This is a genomic window from Halobaculum roseum (assembly GCF_019880245.1).
GTDB classification, from domain to species: domain Archaea; phylum Halobacteriota; class Halobacteria; order Halobacteriales; family Haloferacaceae; genus Halobaculum; species Halobaculum roseum.
The window spans coordinates 1,085,813-1,106,643 of the sequence record NZ_CP082286.1 but is presented as its reverse complement, the minus strand read 5'-3'; the positions used below and the strand labels follow the sequence as shown (position 1 = coordinate 1,106,643).

General features: G+C 70.1%; 19 protein-coding genes and 1 pseudogene. 10 read left to right on the top strand and 10 right to left on the bottom strand.

The window, feature by feature from the left end:
* Positions 1-16 precede the first annotated feature (16 nt).
* Positions 17-1,204 (bottom strand): acyl-CoA dehydrogenase family protein, encoded by a 1,188-nt coding sequence (locus K6T36_RS05585; protein WP_222922972.1) that lies wholly within the window; start codon positions 1,202-1,204, stop codon positions 17-19.
* Positions 1,205-1,318: 114 nt separating this feature from the next.
* Between K6T36_RS05585 and K6T36_RS05580 the strand changes: the two are divergent.
* Positions 1,319-2,122, top strand: a pseudogene (locus K6T36_RS05580) (RIO1 family regulatory kinase/ATPase domain-containing protein); the annotation flags it as partial.
* A 374-nt stretch (positions 2,123-2,496) separates the two neighbouring features.
* Here the strand turns inward: K6T36_RS05580 and K6T36_RS05575 are convergent.
* Positions 2,497-2,955 carry a DUF4112 domain-containing protein gene (locus tag K6T36_RS05575; RefSeq protein ID WP_222922970.1) on the bottom strand — a complete coding sequence of 153 codons (459 nt, stop codon included), beginning with the start codon at positions 2,953-2,955 and terminating at the stop codon, positions 2,497-2,499.
* A gap of 206 nt (positions 2,956-3,161) precedes the next feature.
* Between K6T36_RS05575 and K6T36_RS05570 the strand changes: the two genes are divergently transcribed.
* From K6T36_RS05570 to K6T36_RS05560, 3 genes are all read left to right on the top strand, one after another.
* Positions 3,162-4,691: an aldehyde dehydrogenase family protein gene (locus K6T36_RS05570; protein WP_222922969.1), complete on the top strand. Its 1,530-nt coding sequence runs from the start codon at positions 3,162-3,164 to the stop codon at positions 4,689-4,691.
* 529 nt (positions 4,692-5,220) lie between these two features.
* Complete coding sequence (locus K6T36_RS05565; protein ID WP_222922968.1) at positions 5,221-6,381, top strand: Gfo/Idh/MocA family protein; 1,161 nt, start codon at positions 5,221-5,223, stop codon at positions 6,379-6,381.
* A 299-nt stretch (positions 6,382-6,680) separates the two neighbouring features.
* Positions 6,681-6,926, top strand: coding sequence for a hypothetical protein (locus K6T36_RS05560; protein WP_222922967.1), 246 nt, complete (start codon positions 6,681-6,683; stop codon positions 6,924-6,926).
* Between the two features lie 56 nt (positions 6,927-6,982).
* Here the strand turns inward: K6T36_RS05560 and K6T36_RS05555 are convergent, their stop codons facing one another.
* The 4 genes from K6T36_RS05555 to K6T36_RS05540 form a co-directional block, all read right to left on the bottom strand.
* Positions 6,983-7,795 (bottom strand): carbon-nitrogen family hydrolase, encoded by an 813-nt coding sequence (locus K6T36_RS05555; RefSeq protein WP_222922966.1) that lies wholly within the window; start codon positions 7,793-7,795, stop codon positions 6,983-6,985.
* Complete coding sequence (locus K6T36_RS05550; RefSeq protein ID WP_222922965.1) at positions 7,792-8,220, bottom strand: SRPBCC family protein; 429 nt, start codon at positions 8,218-8,220, stop codon at positions 7,792-7,794. The genes K6T36_RS05555 and K6T36_RS05550 overlap by 4 nt, the downstream gene beginning before the upstream one ends.
* 169 nt (positions 8,221-8,389) lie before the next feature.
* Positions 8,390-8,614 (bottom strand): DUF7123 family protein, encoded by a 225-nt coding sequence (locus tag K6T36_RS05545; protein ID WP_222608452.1) that lies wholly within the window; start codon positions 8,612-8,614, stop codon positions 8,390-8,392.
* Between the two features lie 87 nt (positions 8,615-8,701).
* Complete coding sequence (locus K6T36_RS05540; RefSeq protein ID WP_222922964.1) at positions 8,702-8,887, bottom strand: DUF7525 family protein; 186 nt, start codon at positions 8,885-8,887, stop codon at positions 8,702-8,704.
* Positions 8,888-9,048: 161 nt separating this feature from the next.
* Here K6T36_RS05540 and K6T36_RS05535 point away from each other — a divergent pair, with 161 nt between their 5' ends.
* Positions 9,049-10,272: an LEA/WHy family protein gene (locus K6T36_RS05535; protein WP_222923371.1), complete on the top strand. Its 1,224-nt coding sequence runs from the start codon at positions 9,049-9,051 to the stop codon at positions 10,270-10,272.
* Positions 10,273-10,425: 153 nt separating this feature from the next.
* Positions 10,426-10,833: a DUF7528 family protein gene (locus K6T36_RS05530; protein WP_345778300.1), complete on the top strand. Its 408-nt coding sequence runs from the start codon at positions 10,426-10,428 to the stop codon at positions 10,831-10,833.
* 245 nt (positions 10,834-11,078) lie between these two features.
* Here the strand turns inward: K6T36_RS05530 and K6T36_RS05525 are convergent, their stop codons facing one another.
* From K6T36_RS05525 to K6T36_RS05515, 3 genes are all read right to left on the bottom strand, one after another.
* Positions 11,079-12,110, bottom strand: coding sequence for a phosphate signaling complex PhoU family protein (locus tag K6T36_RS05525; protein ID WP_222922963.1), 1,032 nt, complete (start codon positions 12,108-12,110; stop codon positions 11,079-11,081).
* A gap of 122 nt (positions 12,111-12,232) precedes the next feature.
* Positions 12,233-13,297 carry an ATP-NAD kinase family protein gene (locus K6T36_RS05520; protein WP_222922962.1) on the bottom strand — a complete coding sequence of 355 codons (1,065 nt, stop codon included), beginning with the start codon at positions 13,295-13,297 and terminating at the stop codon, positions 12,233-12,235.
* Between the two features lie 109 nt (positions 13,298-13,406).
* Positions 13,407-13,859: a DoxX family protein gene (locus K6T36_RS05515; RefSeq protein ID WP_222922961.1), complete on the bottom strand. Its 453-nt coding sequence runs from the start codon at positions 13,857-13,859 to the stop codon at positions 13,407-13,409.
* Positions 13,860-14,189: 330 nt separating this feature from the next.
* Here K6T36_RS05515 and K6T36_RS05510 point away from each other — a divergent pair, with 330 nt between their 5' ends.
* From K6T36_RS05510 to K6T36_RS05500, 3 genes are all read left to right on the top strand, one after another.
* Positions 14,190-14,909: a DICT sensory domain-containing protein gene (locus K6T36_RS05510; RefSeq protein ID WP_222922960.1), complete on the top strand. Its 720-nt coding sequence runs from the start codon at positions 14,190-14,192 to the stop codon at positions 14,907-14,909.
* Positions 14,910-14,985: 76 nt separating this feature from the next.
* Positions 14,986-16,539, top strand: a complete 1,554-nt coding sequence (locus K6T36_RS05505) for a COG1361 S-layer family protein (protein WP_222922959.1) — start codon at positions 14,986-14,988, stop codon at positions 16,537-16,539.
* Complete coding sequence (locus K6T36_RS05500; RefSeq protein ID WP_222922958.1) at positions 16,536-19,079, top strand: efflux RND transporter permease subunit; 2,544 nt, start codon at positions 16,536-16,538, stop codon at positions 19,077-19,079. The genes K6T36_RS05505 and K6T36_RS05500 overlap by 4 nt, the downstream gene beginning before the upstream one ends.
* Positions 19,080-19,185: 106 nt before the next feature.
* Here K6T36_RS05500 and K6T36_RS05495 read toward each other — a convergent pair whose 3' ends face one another.
* Complete coding sequence (locus K6T36_RS05495) at positions 19,186-19,476, bottom strand: acylphosphatase (RefSeq protein ID WP_222922957.1); 291 nt, start codon at positions 19,474-19,476, stop codon at positions 19,186-19,188.
* A gap of 248 nt (positions 19,477-19,724) precedes the next feature.
* Between K6T36_RS05495 and K6T36_RS05490 the strand changes: the two genes are divergently transcribed.
* Entirely contained in the window at positions 19,725-20,555 is an 831-nt protein-coding gene (locus K6T36_RS05490; RefSeq protein WP_222923369.1) for a DMT family transporter, read from the top strand.
* The last annotated feature ends 276 nt before the right edge of the window (positions 20,556-20,831 follow it).

The window sequence follows — 20,831 nt, the reverse complement described above, 5'->3', positions numbered from 1 at the left end:
CGGGGTCAGCGAGCGGTTACAGCCCGAGCTGGCGGCCGATGATGAGGTGTTGGATCTCGCTCGTCCCTTCGCCGATCTCCATGAGCTTCGCGTCGCGGTAGAACCGCTGGGGCGGGAAGTCGGTGGTGTAGCCGTAGCCGCCGTGGACCTGTACGGAGTCCTCGGCGACCTCGCGGGCGGCCTCGCTGGCGTCGAGCTTCGCGAGCGCCGACGCGCGCGTCACGTCCTCGCCCTCGTCGTACATCGTCGCCGCCTTGTGTGTGAGCAGCCGCGCGCGCTCGGTCTTGCGGTGCATGTCGATGACCATGTCGCGGACCGCGTCGAACTTCGAGATCGGCTGCCCGAACTGCTCGCGCTCGCCGGAGTACTCCTTGGCCGCCTCGTAGGCGCCCTGCGCGAGCCCGGTGGAGAGGGCCGCGATGGAGATCCGGCCGCCGTCGAGCGTCTTCTTCGTCTGGTCCCAGCCGTCGCCCTCCTCGCCGAGCAGGCGGTCCTCCGGGAGCCGTACGTCGTTCAGCTGGATCTCGCAGGTCGGCGAGCAGTTGAGTCCCATCTTGTCCCAGACGGTCGTCACCTCGAAGCCCTCGTCGTCGGGGTCGACGATGAACGTCGAGATACCGTCGTAGCCGGCCTCGGGGTCGGTGACGGCCTTCACGAGCACCGAGTTGGCGACGCTGGCGTTCGTGATGAACTGCTTCGTGCCGTTCAGGACGTACTCGTCGCCGTCCTTCTCCGCGGCTGCGCCGCTCCGTTCCGAGGCGCTTCGCGCCTCGCTCTTCTCCGCGGTGGTGTCCATGTCGGAGGCGTCCGAGCCGGAGCCGGGCTCGGTGAGCGCCCACGCGCCCATGCCGTCGCCCTCCGCGAGCGGGCGGAGCCACTCCTCCCGCTGCTCGTCGGTGCCGAACAGCTCGATCGGCTTCGAGCCGAGGGAGGTGTGTGCCACGTACGAGAGGCCGATGCCGCCGGAAACGCGTCCGAGCTCCTCGGCGACGACCGCGTACATGAGGGTGTCGCCGCCGAGCCCGCCGTGCTCCTCGGCGATCGGGACGCCCATCATGTCGAGCTGTCCGAGCTGCTCGAAGATCTCCTCGGGGAAGCGGTGGTCGTCCTCGATGTCCTGGGCGATGGGAGCGATCTCCTCCTCGCAGAACTCCCGGACCTGGTCCCGGATCATCCGGTGTTCCGCGGGCAGCTCGAAGTTCATGACCGAAGCACGGGCGGCGTCCGGAATACCTGTTTCGATGGCTTTCGGTCGACGCAATATCCGCGCCGGAACCCTCGCAACGATTTATCCCCGTCCACGGACTACTCCGACTCCATGGACCTCCAGCGCCTCCTCCGCGGGACCGTCGAGTGGGACCGGCTGGAGGCGGTCGCGCGCGACCTCGCCGCCCGCTACGGCGACGGGAGCGCACGCGTGGAGTTCCTCGACGCCGACAACTGGCTGTCGACGCCGTTCATCCTCCGCACCGACGGCGAGGCGTACTTCGTGAAGGTGGTGAGCCGCCAGAACTCCGTCGTCCACGCGCTGTTCACCGCCGGGCGCAACCTCGGGGCGTTCTCCTCGGGCACGGAGGGCTTCTTCGAGCACTTCGGCACGCCCGCGGAGATGGCCCGCCACGAGCTGGAGGCGACCGAGCGGATGCGCGCCATCGGCGTCAACGCGCCCGAGCCGGTCGAGGCGCTGGAGATCGACGGGCTGGGCGTGCTCGTCGTCGAGTACCTCCCGGCGTTCCGTCCGCTCGACGAGCTCGACGTCGACGCCGAACGCGAACTCGCGCCGGAGCTGTTCCGCGCGCTCGGGCGGCTCCACGACAACGGTCTCGCGCACGGCGACTTGCGCGCGGAGAACGTGCTGATCCTCGACGGCGACCTCTACTTCATCGACGCGACGAGCGTCCGGGAGCCGGGGGCGCTCGACGCCCGTGAATACGACCTCGCGTGCGGGCTGGCGGCGCTGGAGCCGCTGATCGGCGCGGCCGACGCCGTCGAGGCGGCGCTGTCGACGTACCCGCCCGAGGACGTGCTCGCCGCCCGGGAGTACCTCGACTTCGTCGCGATCCGGCCGGACCACGACTTCGACGCGCCGGGGTTGAAGGGGGAGATCGAGAAACGCGCGGCCGAGCGAAGCGAGGCCGAACGCGGTGAGGCCTCGACAGCGAACGGGGAGTGTGCGCGGTCGAGCCACCGGCGAGACCGCGACGGCGAACGGCGAACGGAGTGAGCCGTGAGCGAGCGACCCGTGAGCGAAGTCGTTCGAGAGACGGCTCCGCCGTCTCTCGTGATGCTGCCGGAACGCGGAGCGTTCCGGCCGCTGACCAGACGCGGCCGGCGTCTGGTAATGACGAGGGACGCCTCCGGAGTCCCTCGAACCACGAGGCCGCGAACGGAGACGGCGAGCGTGCGCGGTCGAGCCACCGGCGAGACCGCGACGGCGAACACAGTGAGCCGTGAGCGAGTGAGCCGTGAGTCGCGCGCGGCCTCGGTCGCCCGAATTTATTCCTCGGTGATCTCGATGACGACGGGCCCGTCGTCCTCGTCGGCGGGTGCATCGACGGCCTCGCCCTCGTCGTCGCCGGCGGCGTCGGCGACGAACTCCTCGATGTAGGAGGCGTTCCACTTGTTCGCCCTGATGAACGTGTCGAACACCGGCCCGACGACGGGGATCGACCCGAGCACCGCGTCGGCGGCGACGTTCGCGAGCATGCGGACGATCGTCGACAGCGGGACGCCGAGGTAGGCGGCCTCTGCGACAATGTACAGCGAGATCCCCGCGGCGACGGCGTCGCCGGCGCCGGGTACCACGCCGAGCACGGGGTCGAGGCCGACGCGGATGCCCGTCCCCGGGATCTCGACCGCCTCGTCCATGACGCGGGCGACGGTCTTCACGCGCCGCAGCGCCGGTTCGTCGACCGATTCGGGCAGGTCCATCGTGAGCGACTCCGGGTCGGTCATGGTCGTGCGGAGGCGACCGCGAGGAAAGGGTCTTGCGGCGGCGACGGACCGACTGGAATCCGCGGCGGCGACGGAAGCGACGGGGCGTCACCCCCGCCGCGTCCCCGGAACGCTCGCTCGTGAAACCCGGTCCCGAAGGCGGGATCGCTCCGAGCGGGCGGCGAACTTCCCGCACCTATATCACGCCGGTGACGCAAGATTTGCCCATGAGCCGAGACGACGGCGTCTACCAGCACTACATCGACGGCGAGTGGACCGACGGCACCGGAGAGGAGACGTTCGTCTCCGAGAACCCCGCGAACGGCGAGGAGTTGGGCGAGTTCCGCCGCGGAACCGAGGCCGACGTCGAGCGCGCGGTCGCCGCCGCCGACGAGGCGTTCGAGGAGTGGAAGGAGCTGTCCCACATCGACCGGGCCGAGTACCTCTGGGACATCTACCACGAGCTCAAGGAACGCCACGAGGAGCTCGGCGAGATCGTCACCATGGAGTGCGGGAAAGAGATCTCCGAGGGGAAGGCCGACGTGACCGAGGCGTGGCACATGGTCGAGTGGGCCGCCGGCGACGCCCGCCACCCCAAGGGCGACGTGGTACCCTCGGAGATCCCGAGCAAGGACGCGTACATGCGGCGGAAGCCGCGGGGCGTGGTGGGGTGTATCACGCCGTGGAACTTCCCCGTCGCCATCCCGTTCTGGCACATGGCCGTCGCCCTCGTCGAGGGCAACACGGTCGTGTTCAAGCCCGCCGAGCAGACGCCCTGGTGCGCGCAGATCCTCGCGGAGATGTTCGAGGACTCGGGCGTCCCCGACGGCGTGTTCAATCTCGTCCAGGGCTTCGGCGACGCCGGCAACGCCATCGTCGAGGACGACCGTGTGGATACGGTGCTGTTCACCGGCTCGGCCGAGGTCGGCCACAAGATCGCGGGCAAGGTCGGCGGCGAACCGGGCAAGCTCGCGGCCTGCGAGATGGGCGGGAAGAACGGGATCGTGATCACCGAGAACGCCGACCTGGACGTGGCGGTTCACTCGGCGACGATGTCGAGCTTCAAGACGACCGGTCAGCGGTGCGTGTCGAGCGAGCGCCTCATCGTCCACGAGGACGTGTACGACGAGTTCAAGGAGCGCTTCGTCGAGAACGCGAGGTCGGTCGCCGTGGGTGACCCCCTGGACGAGGACACGTTCATGGGGCCGCTCATCGAGCCGGAGCACAAGGAGAAAGTCTCCAAGTACAACCAGCTCGCGAAGGACGAGGGCGTGAACGTGCTCGTCGACCGCGAGGAGCTGGACGCCGACGAGATCCCCGAGGGCCACGAGGACGGCCACTGGGTCGGCCCGTTCGTCTACGAGGCCGACGCGAAGGCGGACCTCCGATGCACCCACGAGGAGGTGTTCGGCCCGCACGTCGCCCTCCTCAAGTACAGCGGCGACATCGAGGAAGCGGTGGAGATCCACAACGACACCGACTACGGGCTCGCGGGAGCCATCATCTCCGAGGACTACCGCCAGATCAACTACTACCGCGACAACGCCGAGGTCGGCCTCGCGTACGGGAACCTCCCGTGCATCGGCGCTGAGGTCCAGCTCCCCTTCGGCGGCGTGAAGAAGTCCGGGAACGGCTACCCGTCGGCCCGGGAGGTCATCGAGGCGGTGACCGAGCGCACGGCGTGGACGCTCAACAACTCGAAGGACATCCAGATGGCCCAGGGGCTCTCGGCCGACATCAAAACCAAGGACGACTGACGGAGAACGCCGGACCGACGCGTAGATCGTCCCGACTCGGCTGATCTCGGCGCCGAAGTACGCGGGAATCTCGTTCGATGCGTCGGCTGACGAGATCGACAGCGTCGCCACCGATGGGACGTGAGTGCCGCTCCCGTATCGACGGCGGCGGGCGCGACGCGTGAGGGTATACGCTGCGTCGCGTCCGTCGCCGCGTCGAACCGCGCGTCTACGCGGTTCCGGGGCCGTGAGGCCGGGACGGGAGTGGGAGCGGGAGTTGTCCCGGCCGGGTCGCGCGGATGGGCGAAATCGCCGTCGCGCGATCGGCCCCGGTTCGCTCGGGACCCGATGTCCCAGGCCCGCGAAGCCGAACCGGACCGGCCGAAGCGGCCGGCGTGTGCGGACGCGCTGGGGGGTGCGTCCGAACGGGGTTCGGTCCCGCGGTGTCACTATCGGGGGGCGTTCGTTACTTCAACACACCGCTCGAATTATCGGATGCGATTCTCGACGGGCCGGTGCGGTTTAGCACCTCGGCGCGGACGGTGCGCGTATGTTCGAGTCGACGTTCGCGGACGCGGGGCGGCGCGACTGGGTGGACGGCGACGGGGACGAGGGAGGAGACGGGGGCGGGAGCGACGGGGCCGACGCGACGACAAGGATCGCGACGGTCGGCTGCGGCAACTACGCGCGCTCGGTGTCGATCCCGGCGATGGCGCGCGGCGACTACGCGCGGCCGACGGTCGTCGTCAGCGGCGACGCGGACAAGCGCTCGGCGTTGGCCGACGACTTCGGCGTCACCGCCCTCGATTACGACGAGTACGAGGCGGGCGCGGCGACCGACGAGTACGACGCCGTCTACGTCGCCACCCCGAACCGGCTCCACCTCCCCCACGTCGAGACGGCCGCGGGCCACGGCAAGCACGTGATCTGCGAGAAGCCGCTGGAGGCGACCGTCGAGCGCGCCGAGCGGCTCGTCGCCGCCTGTGAGGACGCGGGCGTCCGGCTGATGACCGCCTATCGGATGCAGATCGACCCCGTGGTGCGGCGCCTGCGGGAGTTCGTCGCCGCCGGCGGCATCGGCGACCTCCAGCGCGCGGTCGGCGACTTCACCTTCCCGGTGCTGGCGGGCGACGCCGGTCCGGAGCAGTGGCGCCTCGACGGCCGCCTCGCGGGCGGGGGCGCGCTGTACGACGTGGGCGTGTACCCGCTCAACACCGCGCGGTTCGTCGCCGGCGACGACCCGACGGCCGTGTCGGCGACGGTCCGCTCGCCCGACGACGCCTTCCACGAGGTCGACCAGCACGTCGACTTCCGTGTCGAATTCGGCGCCGGCGACGGGGGAACGGGTGGCGGCGACGGGGGAACGGGGTCCGGCAACGCGGACGGCTGGGTCGGGAACTTCTCGGCGTCGTTCTCCGGCCACCCGAACACGTCGCTGGAGCTGCTGGGGACGGAGGGACGGATCGCGGTCCGGTCGGCGTTTCAGCCGGGCGCCGACCGAGAGGTGACCGTTGAGACGACCGAGGGGACGATGGAGCTCGCGGGCCTCGGCGCCGACGAGACGGTCGAGGAGTTCGACTACTTCGCGCACGCGGTCGCGACCGGCGGCGACATCGAGCCGGACGGGGCCGACGGGCTCGTCGACATGCGGACGCTTGCGGCGGCGCAGGCGTCGGCCCGCGCGGGAGAGCGGATCGAACTCGAACGGTAGCCAGGGGTGAGCGGCGGCTCGTCGGCGGTGTCGTGTGAACGGCGGTCGCGAACGAAGGTGGGGGTGGGGAGGCGGTGGTGCGCGCGTCCGGCGCGGTGGACCCCTGACCGCGGAACGGGCGCGCGCGGTCGCGTCGGGTGCGGCGGCGCGGATCTCGAGTTGTGCCAGCTTACGACGAGAAAAGCGTCGGTTCGCCGGCAGGCTATCGTATCGGACTGATCGGGATAAATGCACCGGCACCGGTCGGCGAGGATCGGGGCGACGACAACGGTTATTGTCACGCGTCGGGACGTGTCGGTATGGCTCGCCTCAGGGCCGAGGCACTGCTCGGCGGTGCCGAGGACCTGCTGTCAACGCCGCGTCGCATCGTCGACCACCGCCGACTCGGGGACCCCGGCGACGCCGTCGGATCCGACGACGGCGGGACGGTGTTGCGCGTCGAGGAGGTGCCGCTCGCGCACGTCGACGTGGCGCCGGACGTCCGTGAGCGCCTCTGTCAACTGCTCGACGGGGACCACACCGTCTTCGTTCACTACGTCCGGTAGTCCGCCCGCTCGACGGCCCGCCGACCCGTTCGTGTCTCTACCGCTCCTTCGGCCGCTCAGTAGTCCCGCCTGTCGCGCAACGCCGGGAACTCCTCGCGTACGCGCTCGACGCGCTCGGGCTCGACATCGGCGGTGACGAGCGCGGACTCGTCGCCGGTGGACGCCAGCGTCGTCCCCCACGGGTCGTACACGGTCGACCGGCCGAGGAGGTCGGCGTCCTCGAAGCTCCCCGAGCCGTTCACCGTCGCGACGTACGCGAGGTTCTCGATGGCCCGCGCCCGCGGGAGCGTCCGCCAGTGCTCGACGCGCGGGTACGGCCACGCGCTGGGGACGAGCACGAGGTCGGCGCCCTCGTCCGCGAGCGCGCGGAACTGCTCGGGGAAGCGGAGATCGTAGCACGTCGTCACCGCGACCCGGAAGCCGAGGAGGTCGACGACCGGGAGCGACTCGCCGGGCGTCAGGAGTCGCGTCTCGGCCGACTCGTAGCCGAAGAGGTGGTGCTTGCGGTACACCGCGCGTCTGGTTCCGTCCGAGTCGTACAGGACGGCGGTGTTCGCGAGCCCCCCGTCGTCGGGGACGTCCTCGCCCGCCGCGGCGCTCTCGGCGAGGTCCTCGACGATCGTTCCCGCCAGCACCGCGATGTCGTGTTCGCGCGCGGCGTCGGCGAGTCGGGTCAGCGTCGGCCCTCCCAGGGGCTCGGCGCCGCGTTCGTACGCCTCGAACGCGAAGTAGCCGACGTTCCACAGCTCCGGCAGCGCGACCAGGTCGGCGTCGCGCTCGGCGGCGTCGGCGACGGCCGAGAGCGCCCGGTCGAGGTTGCCGTCGCGGTCGGCCGTCCGGACCTCGATCTGCGCGAGCGCGAGCTTCATGCCAGCCCCAACTCGCGCTCCAGGGCGTCCTGCAGGTTGTCCAGTTCCTCGCCGAACTTGCGCTCGAAGAACGACTCGACGCCCGGAACGCGCCCGTCGACGACGAACTCGTTGACGAGGCGGGCGCGCCCGTCGTCGGTCTCCGAGACGGTGTGTTCGCCGGTCACGCGGAACGCCCGCGACTTCCCGACGAACTTGACGTACTCCGGCGGCTCCTTGCGCACCTCCTCGGTGTCGACGGCGATGCTGGAGCGGATCACCGGGATCGGCAGGCGGACGTGCCACGTCGCGGTTCCGTCGTCGCCGACCTCATACTCGTCGACGACGCTGATCGCCCCGGCACGCTTGGCCGGATCGGAGATGAACGCCCAGACGTCGGCCGGGTCCGCGTCGAAGACGAACTCCCGGCGTACACGCACGGTCATCGAACCGAGGTACGGGCGCGGGGCGAAAAAACGGGCGGGTTCGTCCGACGACCGCGTCGTCGCCGCGGGACGCCCCGTGGCGCTTCGCGCTCGCCCGCCGAACGGCGGCGTACGGGCTCGGCGAGTCCGGGACACGGGCGGCGGATCCCGGTACATCGGGCGGCGGTGGCTACGGAAGCTCGACGCGCCAGGTGGTCGAGCGGGCGCGGCCCCACTTCTCGATGTCGACCTCCTCGGCCTTCTCCGCGAGCGTCGGGAGCCGGGTGCCGACCTGTTTGGCGGAGAGGCCGATGGCCTCCGCGATGTTCTTCGCCCGGAAGTACTCCTCCCCCCGGGAGACGCTGTCGCGCAGGTACGCGAGGATACGCTTCTCCTCGTCGGTGTACTCCGTCATTTGTGCTGTTTCGTCATTGGGCGCGGTCGTTCTTAACGCTTCCCTCAAGCCGACCTCCGGAATCGATCGCCGACGTGCATCCGCACGTCACGCGTCGAACGCCTGGAGCGCGACGACCGAGAGGGTCGCCGCCGCCATCGCCAGCGCGAACCCCCAGGCCATCACGATCTGGGAGGCGCCCGCCAGCATGAACCCCGCGCCGACGACGGCGAACGCACCGAACACCAGCGAAACGCCGATCGCCTTGTCGCTTTCGAGAGTCTCGGTTTCCATACGCGTCGCTCCGACGGAGCGCACCTAACGCTTGCGGAAGGCCCGCACGACGCGGGGTTCGCGGCACACGACGCGACCGCTCACGGCCGCGAGGCGCGGCCGATCGCCGGGTCGGTCTCGGCCGGATCGTATATGTTCGGGGGAGCGGTACGGCGTCGATGATGAGAGTACCGTCGGAGCTCGATCCGACACCTGGGGGAACAGACCGCGGTCTCTCGACCGTCAGAACCGTGCTCGTCGCGCTTCTCGTTCTCGGCGGGTCCGTCGGCGGGGCGTTCGCGCTCGGCGTCGTCGGGGCGCCGTCGGTCGGCGGCGTCGAGAACCGCTTCGGCGATGTGACGAACGAGACCACCGTGATCGAAAGCGATCTGACGGTGCGCAACCCGAACCCGATCGGCGTCGATCTCGGGGGCGTGACGGTCGACTACGGCGTCTCGATGAACGGCATCGCGATGGCGAACGGGACCAAGGAGGGCGTCTCGGTCGGCGCCGGCAACACCTCGGTTCCGTTCACCACCGAACTGGACAACTCGAAGATCCCCGCGTGGTGGGTGAGCCACGTCCGCAACGGGGAGCACACGGAGCTACGGGTCGACGCGAAGGCCACCTCGTCGACGCTGGGGCGGAGCTACTCGACGCAGGTGTCCCGCGACGTGAACACCTCCGTCATCGAGGCGTTCCGCACCGACGAGCCGAAGCCGCTGAACGCGAGTTCGCCGGTCGTCTCCGACCCGGTGTTGATCCTCGAGCGCACCGAGGCGGAGTGGGGGACGGTGAACGACGAGCGGACGGAGATCGGGATGACGCTGTATCTCCACAACCCCAAGCAGTACCCGATCGTCGTCTCCGAGATCGGCTACGACATCCACATGAACAACGTCACGATGGGGAGCGGCGAGGCCGCCAAGACGACCACCATCGCCCCCGGGGAGACGGTCGCCGTCGAGGCGACGACCGCGATCCGGACCCAGCGGCTCGACGAGTGGTGGGTCTCGCACCTCCGACGGAACCAGGTGACGGACCTGCGGATGCCGTTCTACCTCGTGATCGATCTCTCGAACGGCGGCGGCGGCGAGCAGCGGATCGAGCTCGATAGCTACCAGCGGACGGTCGAGACGGACGTGTTCGGCACCAAACCCGCCGGCGACGAAGCCGGCTCGAACGGGTCCGCCGACGGTGACGGCGACGAATCCGACGGCAGCGACTCCGGCGACGACACCGCGACGGACACGCCGACCGGGACCGCGACGGGGACCGACACGTCCGACGGCGGTTCGGGCGACGACTCGACAACCGGGACCGCGTCGTCGACGCCGACGGCAACGCCGACAGCGACGCCGACGAGCACGCCCGACGGGACGGAGACGGACGACGGGCTCTTCTGATCGGGGCGGGGCGCTCGCGGCGCGGAACTCGCCCGCGCCGACAAGGCTTTGTCTCCGGGGGAACACCTCCGGGTATGTTCCGGAGTCCACCCGCTCCTGATCGAGTTCTCGGACGGTAACGCAACCGCCTCCCCGGACGGCGATGGCATCGTCGTGGAGGTGGACGGGCAGCGACACGAACTGACACGCGAGGCCGCCGCCGACCTGCGGGAGTCGCTGGCGGACGCGCTGACCGAGCGGCGGGAGTTCTTCCGCACAGCAGGGGAGTTCCGCGCCGACGGGAGCTACGTGGTCTCGCGCAAGGCCGCCGAGTCCGCCGGCAACGCGAAGGTGTTCGACTCCTTCGACGCGCTCGTCCGGCTGTACGACCGGCTGCCGGACCGGTTCGACGCCGACGACGTCGGTCGAACCGGGATCACCGGATCGCGGCGACACATGCTGATCCGACATTTCGCGGAGCACCCGGCGTTCGACTGCCGCATCCGGCGTCGGAACCCGCTGAGTGCGGAGAAAACTGACGGCGACCGGGCGGCCGACGGGGTCGCCGAGCCCGGGGAGTAACCGGTCGCTCCGCTGCCCGCTCGTTTTCCGGGACCTCCCGGTGGTCGGCCTCGCTCGTTTCGGGGCGGCGCGGCACAGGACCGCGCCGTTCACGAGAGCAAAGCTCTCGTGAGCTCACGAGACGCGACGCGTCTCGTGAACGCCGTTCCCCCGAGACGCTCGGCTCCGCCTCGCGTCTCGCTTTACTCGCGGGTCGCTCCGCTCCCCGCTCGTTTCTCCGAGGCCTCCCTGCGGTCGGCCTCGCTCTACTCGATCGTCACGAACTCGTTCTCCTGGTTCAGCGCCAGGTTCGCGGAGACCTCCGCGATCCGCATCGCGTACTGGGCCGTCTCCTGGAGGCTGACGAGCACCTCGCGCACCTGTAACAGCTGCGCGTTCGACATCTCCGGCAGGTCCGTGAGGATGTCCTCCTCGCGGTCCTTCAGCTCGCGGAACAGGTATTTCACCTCGATGGTGAGCGCGTAATCGCGCTTGACGGCGGCCTCGACGGCCATCGCGGTGATCTCGTCGACTTGGTCGGTGAAGTCGCGGATGCGCCGCATCGTGGCGTCGTCCACGTCGAGGGTGTTGTCGTCGGCCTCTATCGCGATCTCGGCGATGTCCTCGGCGTTGTCCGCGATGAGTTCGAGGTTCTTCGCGATCGAGCGGTACCCGATGAGCGGGAACCCCGAGTCCAGCCCGACGGCGCGGGCGAGGTTCGGGTTCTGGTAGGCCGTGAAGATCAGTCGCAGGAGGAGGACGAAGATCTTGTTCGCCTGCCGCTCGCGGTTGAGCGCCCGCTGGGCGAGGTCGGCGTTGCCGTGGGCGAGCGCCTTCACCGCCTCCCCGCGCATCGTCGAGCCGGTGTTCTCCAGGCGCTCCAGCAGGTTGTCGAGCGTGAAGTCCTCAGGGTCGACCGAACACCGGATGGCGATGTTCTCGGGCGTCTCCTCGATGACTCCCAGCCCCATGAGCTGCGTCTCGGCCTTGTACACCGCGTTGATGTGGTCGGAGCCGAGGGCGCCGTCCTCCGTCGTGATGTTGATGACGCGCCGACCGAGCACGTACTGCGCGAGGATCGCCCGCTCCAGGGCGTCGGCGTCGAGGTTGTCCGCGTGCAGCGTCGCCTCCGCGTCCTCCGTGCTCGCGGACTCGGGCAGCACCGTCAGCGTCCCCTTGCCGCCCATCCGCAGCGACACCTCGTCTCCCTTCTCGACGTTCTGTTCTTTCGCCCACTCGGCGGGCAGCGTCATCGCCAGCGTCGAGGGTCCCAGTCGCTGAACCTTCCGCGTCTCCATACGCGGGGAGAACCTCTATACGACCTTAACCTTGACCCTATGTCCATTATATTCTTGGTCGTATCTGTAAGGATCGACCCTCCGGTTCAAGTACCCCTCCCCCCACCCGCCGGGTCCGGGCCTCACACGATCTTCATCATCCGGCGCTCGAAGCGACCGACGCGCACCTTCACCCACCCGCGGAGTGCCTCGTCCAGTTCGGGGTCGTCGGTGTCGACGCGCAGCACCCGGAGGTCGTCCAGCTTGTCGCGGGAGGCGACGATCTCCAGGTCACATTCGCGGATGACCGCCGGCGACAGCTGCGGGTTGCCGCGGCCGAAGACGAACCCTTGTCCACCGATGGGGGTGACGACGATGACGTTGTCCTCGCCGAGCGAGTCGAGGATCTCCGACTCCGCGGCGTCGAGCGCGAGCACGTCGCCGTCGCGGTACAAGTCGACGCCGATCGGCGATCCATCGAACCCCAGCTCCTCCTTCACCTCGCCGACGGTCGAGCCCGGGCCGAGCACCCACGTCGTCTCCGGGCGCGCGCGAACGTCGTCGGCGACCCCGGCGGCCAGCGACTCGACGGTGCCGCCGCCGGTCTGTTTGCCCGACTGCAACCGCTCGGCGACGGGGACGTGCGCGACGGCGCGCAGTTCCGGGTGGACCTCGCCCTCGCGATACTCGTCCTCGTCGATGTCCATCACCTCGCGGCGCTCGGTGCGCTCGAACGTCGCGGCCACGTACGCGGCGTCCTCGGGGGAGACGGCGAACACCGACGAGTACACCTTCACGCCCGCGGGGACGCCGAGCATCGGGGTGTCGCTGCCTTCCAGCGCCTCCGCCACGTCGGCGGCGGTTCCGTCGCCGCCGACGAACAGCACGAGATCGACGCCGGCGTCGAGAAACGCCGCGACGGCCGCGGCCGTGTCGTCGGCGTCCGTCTCCCCGCCGGCGGGTGCGCCGAGCAGCTCGGGGTCGAAGCCGGCCTCGCGGGCCTCGCTCGCGCCCATCGGGTCGCCCCACGCCAGCAGTTCCGCGTCGGGGGCGCGTTCGGCGAGGGCGTCGAGCGCGCGGCGGGCACGGTCGGGCGCTCGCGGTTCGGCGCCGCGGGCGCGCGCCTCCGCGACCTTCCCGTCGGTGCCCTTCAGGCCCACCCGGCCGCCCATCCCCGCGACGGGGTTGAGCAGGAACCCGATTCGCATGTCGGGAGGGGAACGCGCCGGCGACAAAAGCCCGCCGGCTCGACGGGATCGCCCCGCCGCCGGTCGTCGGTTCGGTTCCGTCGGTACGGTCGCTCTACAGGAGCGAGATCTACAGCAGCGAGAGGTTCAGCGCGTACGGCCACGGCGCCGACGCGAGCGCGAGGAACGCCAGCGACGCGCCCGCCATCACGGTGTTCTTGAGGAACGAGGTCATCTCGTCCTGCTGTTGGTCCTCGGGGACCGCCCAGAAGTCGTGGATGGTGACCGCCGACAGCAGGAGGAACACCGCGAGCCCGCCGGCCGCGAGCGTGACGAACGCGCCCGTGGCGACGCCCAGACCGCCGAATATCAGCAGCCCGCCGGAGAACAGCGTCGCGAGCCGGGGCGCGGGGATCCCCTTCGCCTCCGAGTAGCCGGCGAGCCCGTCGGTCATCATGAAGTGGTTCAGTCCCATGAACGCGAGGACGAAGCCGAACAGGAGCCGCGCGAGGAGGAATGCCTCCGCGGAGCCGGCACTGTTGAACAGATCGGATGCGCCCTGAAGCAGGATCGTATCGAGCATCACTCCTCCGTACACGCCGCCCTATGTTATAATTTCCCTGACATAGGGGTAACCGGGTTACACGGGCGTCACCGATACTCGATCTCACGAAATCGGGCCCATAGACGGGTATCTCGAACAGACAGTTCGTCCAGTGACCGAGGTGTGCAGATCGCATCAGTTTTCTGCCACTCGATCGGCGGTGCCGCGGCGGCCGGTCTCCGACGGCAGGCCCCGATGGCCGGCGCCGCCCGGCTCGTTCCCGTTCGTGTCGCCCCGGCGGTCTGTCAGCGCCGGTGCACGTCGGTGATAGGCTTTTACCGACGCCCGGTGTATGGATGTCGAATCCAGATGTCACTCCGGGCAGTCATCGATACCGTCGAGGGTCGGGAGAAGCGTCTGACGGTGTTCGACCCGCCGAACGACGGCGCCGTCGCGGAGCTGCGCGAGTACTTCGACTCGCAGGCCGTCCGCATCCGGGAGGGGACGACCGACAGCGGCCTCTCCGGGTACGTCGTGTTGTCCGACGAGCGCGACGACGAGGTGCTCGCGGCGGTCGACCTCCGACACCTCGACGGCGACATCGCCGTCGGCCCGGGCGAGCAGAGCGCGCTGGCGCCGATCCTCGAACACCTCGACGGGACGACGTTCACGTCCTACGACATCTCCCGGATGATGGCCGCAACGCGGGAGATGGAGGACCGCGCGTGGCGCGCCGGCACGGGCGAGCTGCACGCCGGCTTCCAGCGCGTCGACGCCATCCGCGCACAGAAGGGCGTCTACGAGGACCTCGCCACGAAGGACATCGACGTGCACACGTACTGTGCGCCGAGCGACGACGTGCCCGCGATCGAGGACGTGAGCGTTCATCAGGAGGACACGGCAGAGATACGGCGCTCGTGGTTCGTCGCGTTCGACGGCGGCGGCGACCCGGCCGACGCCTGTCTGCTCCTCGCCGAGGAGCGCGGCGACCCCGAGGACCGCCGGTTCTACGGCTTCTGGACGTACGATCCGGACACCGTCGCGACCGTGGTCGACCACCTCCATGAGACGTACGCGGTCCCGGCGTAGCGACCGGCGCGCCGATCACGCGCCCCGGTTTCAAACGGATTATATACGACTCTGACTGAACGTTCAGACAACACCGATGTCACGCCGCCCACAGACGCTGTTGATCGCCGCACTACTGGTCGTGTCGGCCGTCGGAACGGGCTTCGTCGGCGTCGTCGCGGCCGACGAGGACCCCCGCTTCGAGACGGACGTGGCCGAGCCGGTGATCCAGCCGGGAACGACCCAGGAGCTCACGGTGGAACTGACGAACGACGCCGCCGACCGCGACGACCGCGTCGAGCCGGCGATCGACGTGAACGCCACCGTCGGCGACATCGACGGCATCGAGGTGCTCTCGTCCACCCGGGAGCTCGGTCGGATGGGGGACGGCGCCACCCGTGCGGTGACTGTGCAGATCGACGTGGCCGCCGACATTTCCGGCGGTGAACACCGGGTCCCGATCACCGTCAAGTACCGCGACGAGGACGACGAGGACGAGGTGGTGACCGAGACCGTGTACGCGACGGTTCGGGTGCAAGAGCGCGCCCGCTTCGAGATCGAGGACGTCGAGTCGGCCGCGCCCGTCGGCGGCTCCGGGACCGTGTCGGCGACCGTGCGCAACGTCGGCGGCGAGACGGCCACCAACGCGGTGCTCGCGCTCCAGTCGGGCAACAGCGACCTCTCCTTCGGCGGCTCGGCGAACGCCCGCCGGTTCGTCGGCACGCTCGGTCCCAACGAGACACGGACCGTCGAGGTCGACGCGACGCTCGTCGACTCGGCGGAGACGCGCGAGTACGCCGTCGACGCGACCGTCGAGTACGAGACTGAAGGGGGCGAATCGGCCACCTCGCGTTCGCTCTCGTTCGGCGTGTTGCCCCTGCCCGAACAGACGTTCGGGGTCGACGACCTCGCGAGCACCCTCCGCGTCGGCGAGGAGGGACAGGTCACCGGCACCGTGACCAACACCGGCGAGGGGACCGTGACGAACGCGGTCGTCCTGTTCGAGACGTCGAACCCGAACGTCTCGCCGCTGGAGCCGGAAGTCGCCGTCGGCACGCTCGAACCCGGCGAGTCGGCCGAGTTCGCGTTCGACATCGAGGTGTCCGATGCCGCCGAGGCGGGGCCGCGGCAGTTCACGCTGCGCGTCCAGTACCGCGACGCCGAGGGGACACGGCGAACCGGCGACTCGATCGACGCGCCGGTTCCGATCGCCGAATCCCGCGACGAGTTCGCGGTGAGCGCGGTCAACGGAACGTTCGAGGTCGGGGGCGGCGGGACGCTCACCCTCGAGGTGACGAACGACCGCGACGAGACCGTCCGCGACGTGTCGGCGAAGCTGTTCCTCGACGCGCCGCTGTCGTCGTCGGACGACGAGGGGTTCATCGCCGCGCTCGCGCCCGGCGAGACCCGGGAGGTCACGTTCGACCTCTCGATGGCCGGCGGCGCCATCGACGGCAAGACGTACCCCGCGAGCGTTGACTTCCGGTACGAGACCGCCGACGGTGACACCCTGATCTCCGACACCTACGAGGTGCCGATCGAGGCGACCGCGCCCGACGGGAACGGCCTGCCGCTGGGCGCCGTCGGCGTCGCGGCGGTCGTCGTCGCCCTCGGGCTCGTCGGCGCCGTCTACCTCCGGCGCAACAGATGACCGACGAGGGGCTCGCCGCCGCGGTCGCCGCGGAGATCACGGAGCGTCCCGGGCGGATCGTCGTGGCGTTCCTGCTGCTCACGCTGGTGTTCGCCGGCGGGCTGGCGAACGTCTCGACGGCCGCCGGGACCGAGCAGTTCACCTCGGGGATCCCCGCCGAGGAGGCCCTCTCGGACATCCAGCGGGAGTTCGGCCCGTCGTTCTCCGAGGACACCGGCTCGACGCAGCTCGTCCAGCGGGACCGGAACGTCCTCTCGAAGCCGGCGATGCTTCGGATGCTCGAGGCGCAAGACCGGCTTCAGGGGACGGACGGCTTGCGCGTGGTCGGCGTCTCCTCCCCGGCGGCGACGGTCGCGCGAACGATCGACCCGGACGCGACCACGACCGAGGCGCAGATCCGCGCGCTCGAACGGGCGACGCCCACGGAGATCGACCGGGCGGTGCGTGAGAACGCCGACAACCCGGCGTTCACCGGCGGGGTGTCAGACGACTTCAACGCCGAGTCGGCGTCGGCGTCGGCCACGATCGGCGTCGTCACGCACGAGATACCGGGCGCCGGCGGCGGCGGCGCGGCGGCCGGACAGAGCGGATCCAGCCCGCTGACCGACATCCAGCTCCGGAGCCAGCGCGTCGTCGACACCGTCGGCGGCGACATCACCGTCTTCGGCTCGGGGATCATCTCCGCGGAGTTCTCGTCGGTGATCACCGACTCGCTGCTCATCGTCACGCCCGCGGCGGTCCTGTTGATCATCGGCTTCCTGATCGTCGCCTACCGCGATCTCATCGACCTCCTGCTCGGTTCGTTCTCGCTGCTACTCGCTGTCGTGTGGACGTTCGGGTTCCTCGGACTCGTCGGGATCCCGTTCAGTCAGATGATGATCTCGGTGCCGCCGCTGCTCTTGGCGGTCGGGATCGACTTCGGCATCCACGCGGTGAACCGGTACCGGGAGGACCGGGCTGAGGGACACGGCGTGGAGGAGGCGATGAACCTGGCGGTGCGCCAGCTCCTCGTGGCGTTCTTCATCGTGACGGGAACGACGGTCATCGGCTTCCTCGCGAACCTCACGTCCGACCTGGCGCCGATCCGGGAGTTCGGGCTGGTCGCGGCCGCCGGCATCCTGTTCACGTTCCTGCTGTTCGGCGTGTTCCTGCCGGCGGCGAAGGTGCTGATCGACCAGCGTCGCGATTCCATCCCGATCCCGACGTTCTCCCAGGCGCCGCTCGGCGCAGAGGGGAGCGGCCTCGCGAGCGCGCTCCGCGTCGGCGTCTCCGTCGGCGAGCGCGCCCCGCGGGTGTTCCTCGCGCTCGTGGTCGTCCTCACCGCGGTCTCGGGCGGCTACGCGGCGGGCATCTCCACGTCGTTCTCACAGGAGGACTTCCTGCCGCCAGAGGAGACGCCCGAGTACCTCGAGGAGCTTCCCGAACCGTTCGCGCCCGGCGACTACTCCGCCGTCGCGACGCTCAACTTCCTCGAGGAGAAGTTCACCGCGAGCCAGGGCGGGTCGGTCACGATCTACGTCGAGGGCGACATGGAGGACTCGACGAGGCTGGAGGAGATCCATCGCATGGGCGACGATCCGCCGAGCACGTTCGTCTCCGAGGACGGGCGCGCGGAATCTCAGAGTATCGTGACGGTCATCCAGCAGCGGGCGGACTCCGATCCCGAGTTCCGTCGACTCGTCGAGCGGAACGACCGGAACGCGAACGGCGTTCCCGACGACAACCTCGATGAGATCTACGACTACCTGCTGTCGTCGTCCTCGCGCGAGCAGGCGTTGCAGTACCTCTCCGAGGACCGCCGGAGCACGCAGGTGGTGTACTCGACCGAGGCGGACGCCGACCAGTCGGCCGTGACGGCCGACGGGCGTTCGGTCGCGGACCGCTATCGCGACACCAGCGGCGTCGCGGTCGCCACGGGCAGCACCGTGGTGTTCGCCGCCGTCTCGGACCTGATCTTCACCTCCGCCGTCCAGAGCCTCGCCGTGGCGCTCTCGCTCACCGTGGTCTTCCTGCTGGTCATCTACGGCCTCATCGAGGGGCTGCCGTCGCTCGGCCTCGTCAACACTATCCCGATCGTCGCGTCGGTGGCGCTGGTGGCGGCGACGATGCGGCTCGCGGGCATCGCGTTCAACGCGTTCACGGCGACGATCCTCTCGTTGACCATCGGCCTGGGGATCGACTACTCGGTCCACGTCGTCCACCGGTTCATCGACGAACGCGGCGAACACGACCTCGTCACCGCGCTGGAGCGGACCGTCCGCGGGACCGGCGGCGCGCTCCTCGGGAGCATGCTCACGACGACGACGGGCATCGGCGTGCTCGTGTTCTCGGTGTTGAGCATCCTCGGCCAGTTCGGCACCCTCACCGCGCTGTCGATCCTCTACTCGTTCGTCACGTCGATGCTGGTGCTCCCGTCGGCGCTGGTCATTTGGGACGGCCTCAAGGGTCACGACCCGACGAAGCCGGTCGAAGCGGAGTCCGGGCTCTCGGTGCCGTTCCTCGGCGGCGGTGACCGGACGGAAGCGACGGGCGCAGACTGACGCCGGGTGTCGCGTGACGACGCTCGCCGACGATCCGATCGCGTCCCGGTCGGTCCTCCGGTGGCTCGGCGGCCTTTGTCGCCGCCGAGCCGACTCGGCGCGGCCGCTACCGCCGGATCGTGAAGCCCCGCTCGCCCTCCGGCTCCTCGTATTCGGCGTCGACGTTCTCGACGACCGCGCTCGGGCTCCCCGTGTGACACCACTCGACCATCCCCTCGACGGCGTCGGGCGGCGCCTCGAACACCGCCTCGACGCGCCCGTCGTCGAGGTTTCGGACCCACCCGTCGACGCCGCGATCGCGTGCGGCATCGCGGGTGTTCGCGCGGTAGAAGACCCCCTGTACTCGCCCGGACACGAACACGTGTGCCCGGACGCGGTCTCCATCATCGTCGCTCATGGACGCCCGTTCGACGGCGACGGACGAAAAGCCGGCGACGGTCGGGGGCGACGGCGGGATCCGGGAAGCGTTTTCACCCGTCGCTATCTCGCTGTACCCGGGATGCCGGTTCGAACCAGAACGGCGCTCCTCGGGGGCGCCGTCGCCTCGGCGGGGCGCGGGGGGTCCGACGCGTGAGCGCGGCGTCCGTCACGCGCCGGTACGCGTTCGCGCTCGCGCCGCTGCTGGCGGCGGCCATCTGGGGCGGGATGTACGTCGTGAGCAAGTGGGGGTTCGACCTGATCCCGCCGCTGACGCTCGGGTTCCTCCGCGTCGCCGTCGGCGCCGCCGCGCTCTACGCGGTCGTCCGCACCCGCGGCGTCGCCGTCGACCGGGCGGACTACCGGGGCTTCGCCCTCCTCGGCGGATGGGTCGCCCTCACCATCGCCAGCCAGTTCCTCGGCACGGAGCTGACGAACGCCAGCCAGGGATCCCTGTTGACGGTGTTGACGCCCGTCTTCACGGTCGTCCTCGGCGCGGCGGTACTCGGGGAGGAGGTGACCCGCCGCTCGGGCGGGGGGATGGCGCTCGCGGCCGTCGGCACGCTGCTCGTGCTCGCGGGGCAGTACGACCTGACGCGCCTCGGCGGCGGAAACGTCGCCGGCGTGGGCGCGCTCGTTCTCGCGAGCATCGCGTGGGCCGGCTACACCGTCTGGGGGGTGCCCCTCGTGCGGAAGTACTCGGCGCTGACGGCGGCGACGTACTCCTGTCTCGCCTCCCTGCCGCCGCTGGCGGCGCTGTCGGCAGCGGAGCTGGCGGTGCGGGCGCCGCCGCTCGCGGCGATGGCGTCGCCGGGCGCGCTGCTGGCGGTCGCGTACCTCGGCCTCGGTTCGACGGCGGCGGCGTGGTACCTCTGGTACAAGGGGCTGGAGACGGTGTCGGCGGGCACCGTCGCGGCGTTCTTCTTCGCCCAACCGCTCGTCGGCACGGCGCTCGGGGCCGCGCTGCTCGGGGAGGCGATCGGCCCGGGCTTCGTCGTCGGGGGAGCGACGATGGCGGCGGGGATCTGGCTGGTGAGCACCGCCGCCGACGGGATCTGATCGGCGGCGCCGGCTCGGTCTGTCGACCCCGTCGCCGGCGCAGACGACCCGTCGAACCGCGGGGGCGACGCCCGTCAGATCCCGACGGCCGCGGCTCGACGAGGTGCTGACAGGCGACGGCGTCGGCCCGTGTTCCGTCTCCCGGCGCGTGCCGTCGCACACCCGCTCGCGCGCCGGGGCCGCGTTCAGCGCATCGACGGGACTGCCCCCGTCACCACGCTTGAACGTTCGCACGGTCGGCGTCCCGGACCGAGGGAGTCTTGGGGACCGCCGCGG

What these genes read in the sequence shown, in the direction of transcription:
- K6T36_RS05585 (WP_222922972.1), bottom strand. Translation starts at nt 1,204, where the DNA reads ATGAACTTCGAGCTGCCCGCGGAACACCGGATGATCCGGGACCAGGTC.
- K6T36_RS05575 (WP_222922970.1), bottom strand. Translation starts at nt 2,955, where the DNA reads ATGACCGACCCGGAGTCGCTCACGATGGACCTGCCCGAATCGGTCGAC.
- K6T36_RS05570 (WP_222922969.1), top strand. Translation starts at nt 3,162, where the DNA reads ATGAGCCGAGACGACGGCGTCTACCAGCACTACATCGACGGCGAGTGG.
- K6T36_RS05565 (WP_222922968.1), top strand. Translation starts at nt 5,221, where the DNA reads ATGTTCGAGTCGACGTTCGCGGACGCGGGGCGGCGCGACTGGGTGGAC.
- K6T36_RS05560 (WP_222922967.1), top strand. Translation starts at nt 6,681, where the DNA reads ATGGCTCGCCTCAGGGCCGAGGCACTGCTCGGCGGTGCCGAGGACCTG.
- K6T36_RS05555 (WP_222922966.1), bottom strand. Translation starts at nt 7,795, where the DNA reads ATGAAGCTCGCGCTCGCGCAGATCGAGGTCCGGACGGCCGACCGCGAC.
- K6T36_RS05550 (WP_222922965.1), bottom strand. Translation starts at nt 8,220, where the DNA reads ATGACCGTGCGTGTACGCCGGGAGTTCGTCTTCGACGCGGACCCGGCC.
- K6T36_RS05545 (WP_222608452.1), bottom strand. Translation starts at nt 8,614, where the DNA reads ATGACGGAGTACACCGACGAGGAGAAGCGTATCCTCGCGTACCTGCGC.
- K6T36_RS05540 (WP_222922964.1), bottom strand. Translation starts at nt 8,887, where the DNA reads ATGGAAACCGAGACTCTCGAAAGCGACAAGGCGATCGGCGTTTCGCTG.
- K6T36_RS05535 (WP_222923371.1), top strand. Translation starts at nt 9,049, where the DNA reads ATGAGAGTACCGTCGGAGCTCGATCCGACACCTGGGGGAACAGACCGC.
- K6T36_RS05525 (WP_222922963.1), bottom strand. Translation starts at nt 12,110, where the DNA reads ATGGAGACGCGGAAGGTTCAGCGACTGGGACCCTCGACGCTGGCGATG.
- K6T36_RS05520 (WP_222922962.1), bottom strand. Translation starts at nt 13,297, where the DNA reads ATGCGAATCGGGTTCCTGCTCAACCCCGTCGCGGGGATGGGCGGCCGG.
- K6T36_RS05515 (WP_222922961.1), bottom strand. Translation starts at nt 13,859, where the DNA reads ATGCTCGATACGATCCTGCTTCAGGGCGCATCCGATCTGTTCAACAGT.
- K6T36_RS05510 (WP_222922960.1), top strand. Translation starts at nt 14,190, where the DNA reads ATGTCACTCCGGGCAGTCATCGATACCGTCGAGGGTCGGGAGAAGCGT.
- K6T36_RS05505 (WP_222922959.1), top strand. Translation starts at nt 14,986, where the DNA reads ATGTCACGCCGCCCACAGACGCTGTTGATCGCCGCACTACTGGTCGTG.
- K6T36_RS05500 (WP_222922958.1), top strand. Translation starts at nt 16,536, where the DNA reads ATGACCGACGAGGGGCTCGCCGCCGCGGTCGCCGCGGAGATCACGGAG.
- K6T36_RS05495 (WP_222922957.1), bottom strand. Translation starts at nt 19,476, where the DNA reads ATGAGCGACGATGATGGAGACCGCGTCCGGGCACACGTGTTCGTGTCC.
- K6T36_RS05490 (WP_222923369.1), top strand. Translation starts at nt 19,725, where the DNA reads ATGTACGTCGTGAGCAAGTGGGGGTTCGACCTGATCCCGCCGCTGACG.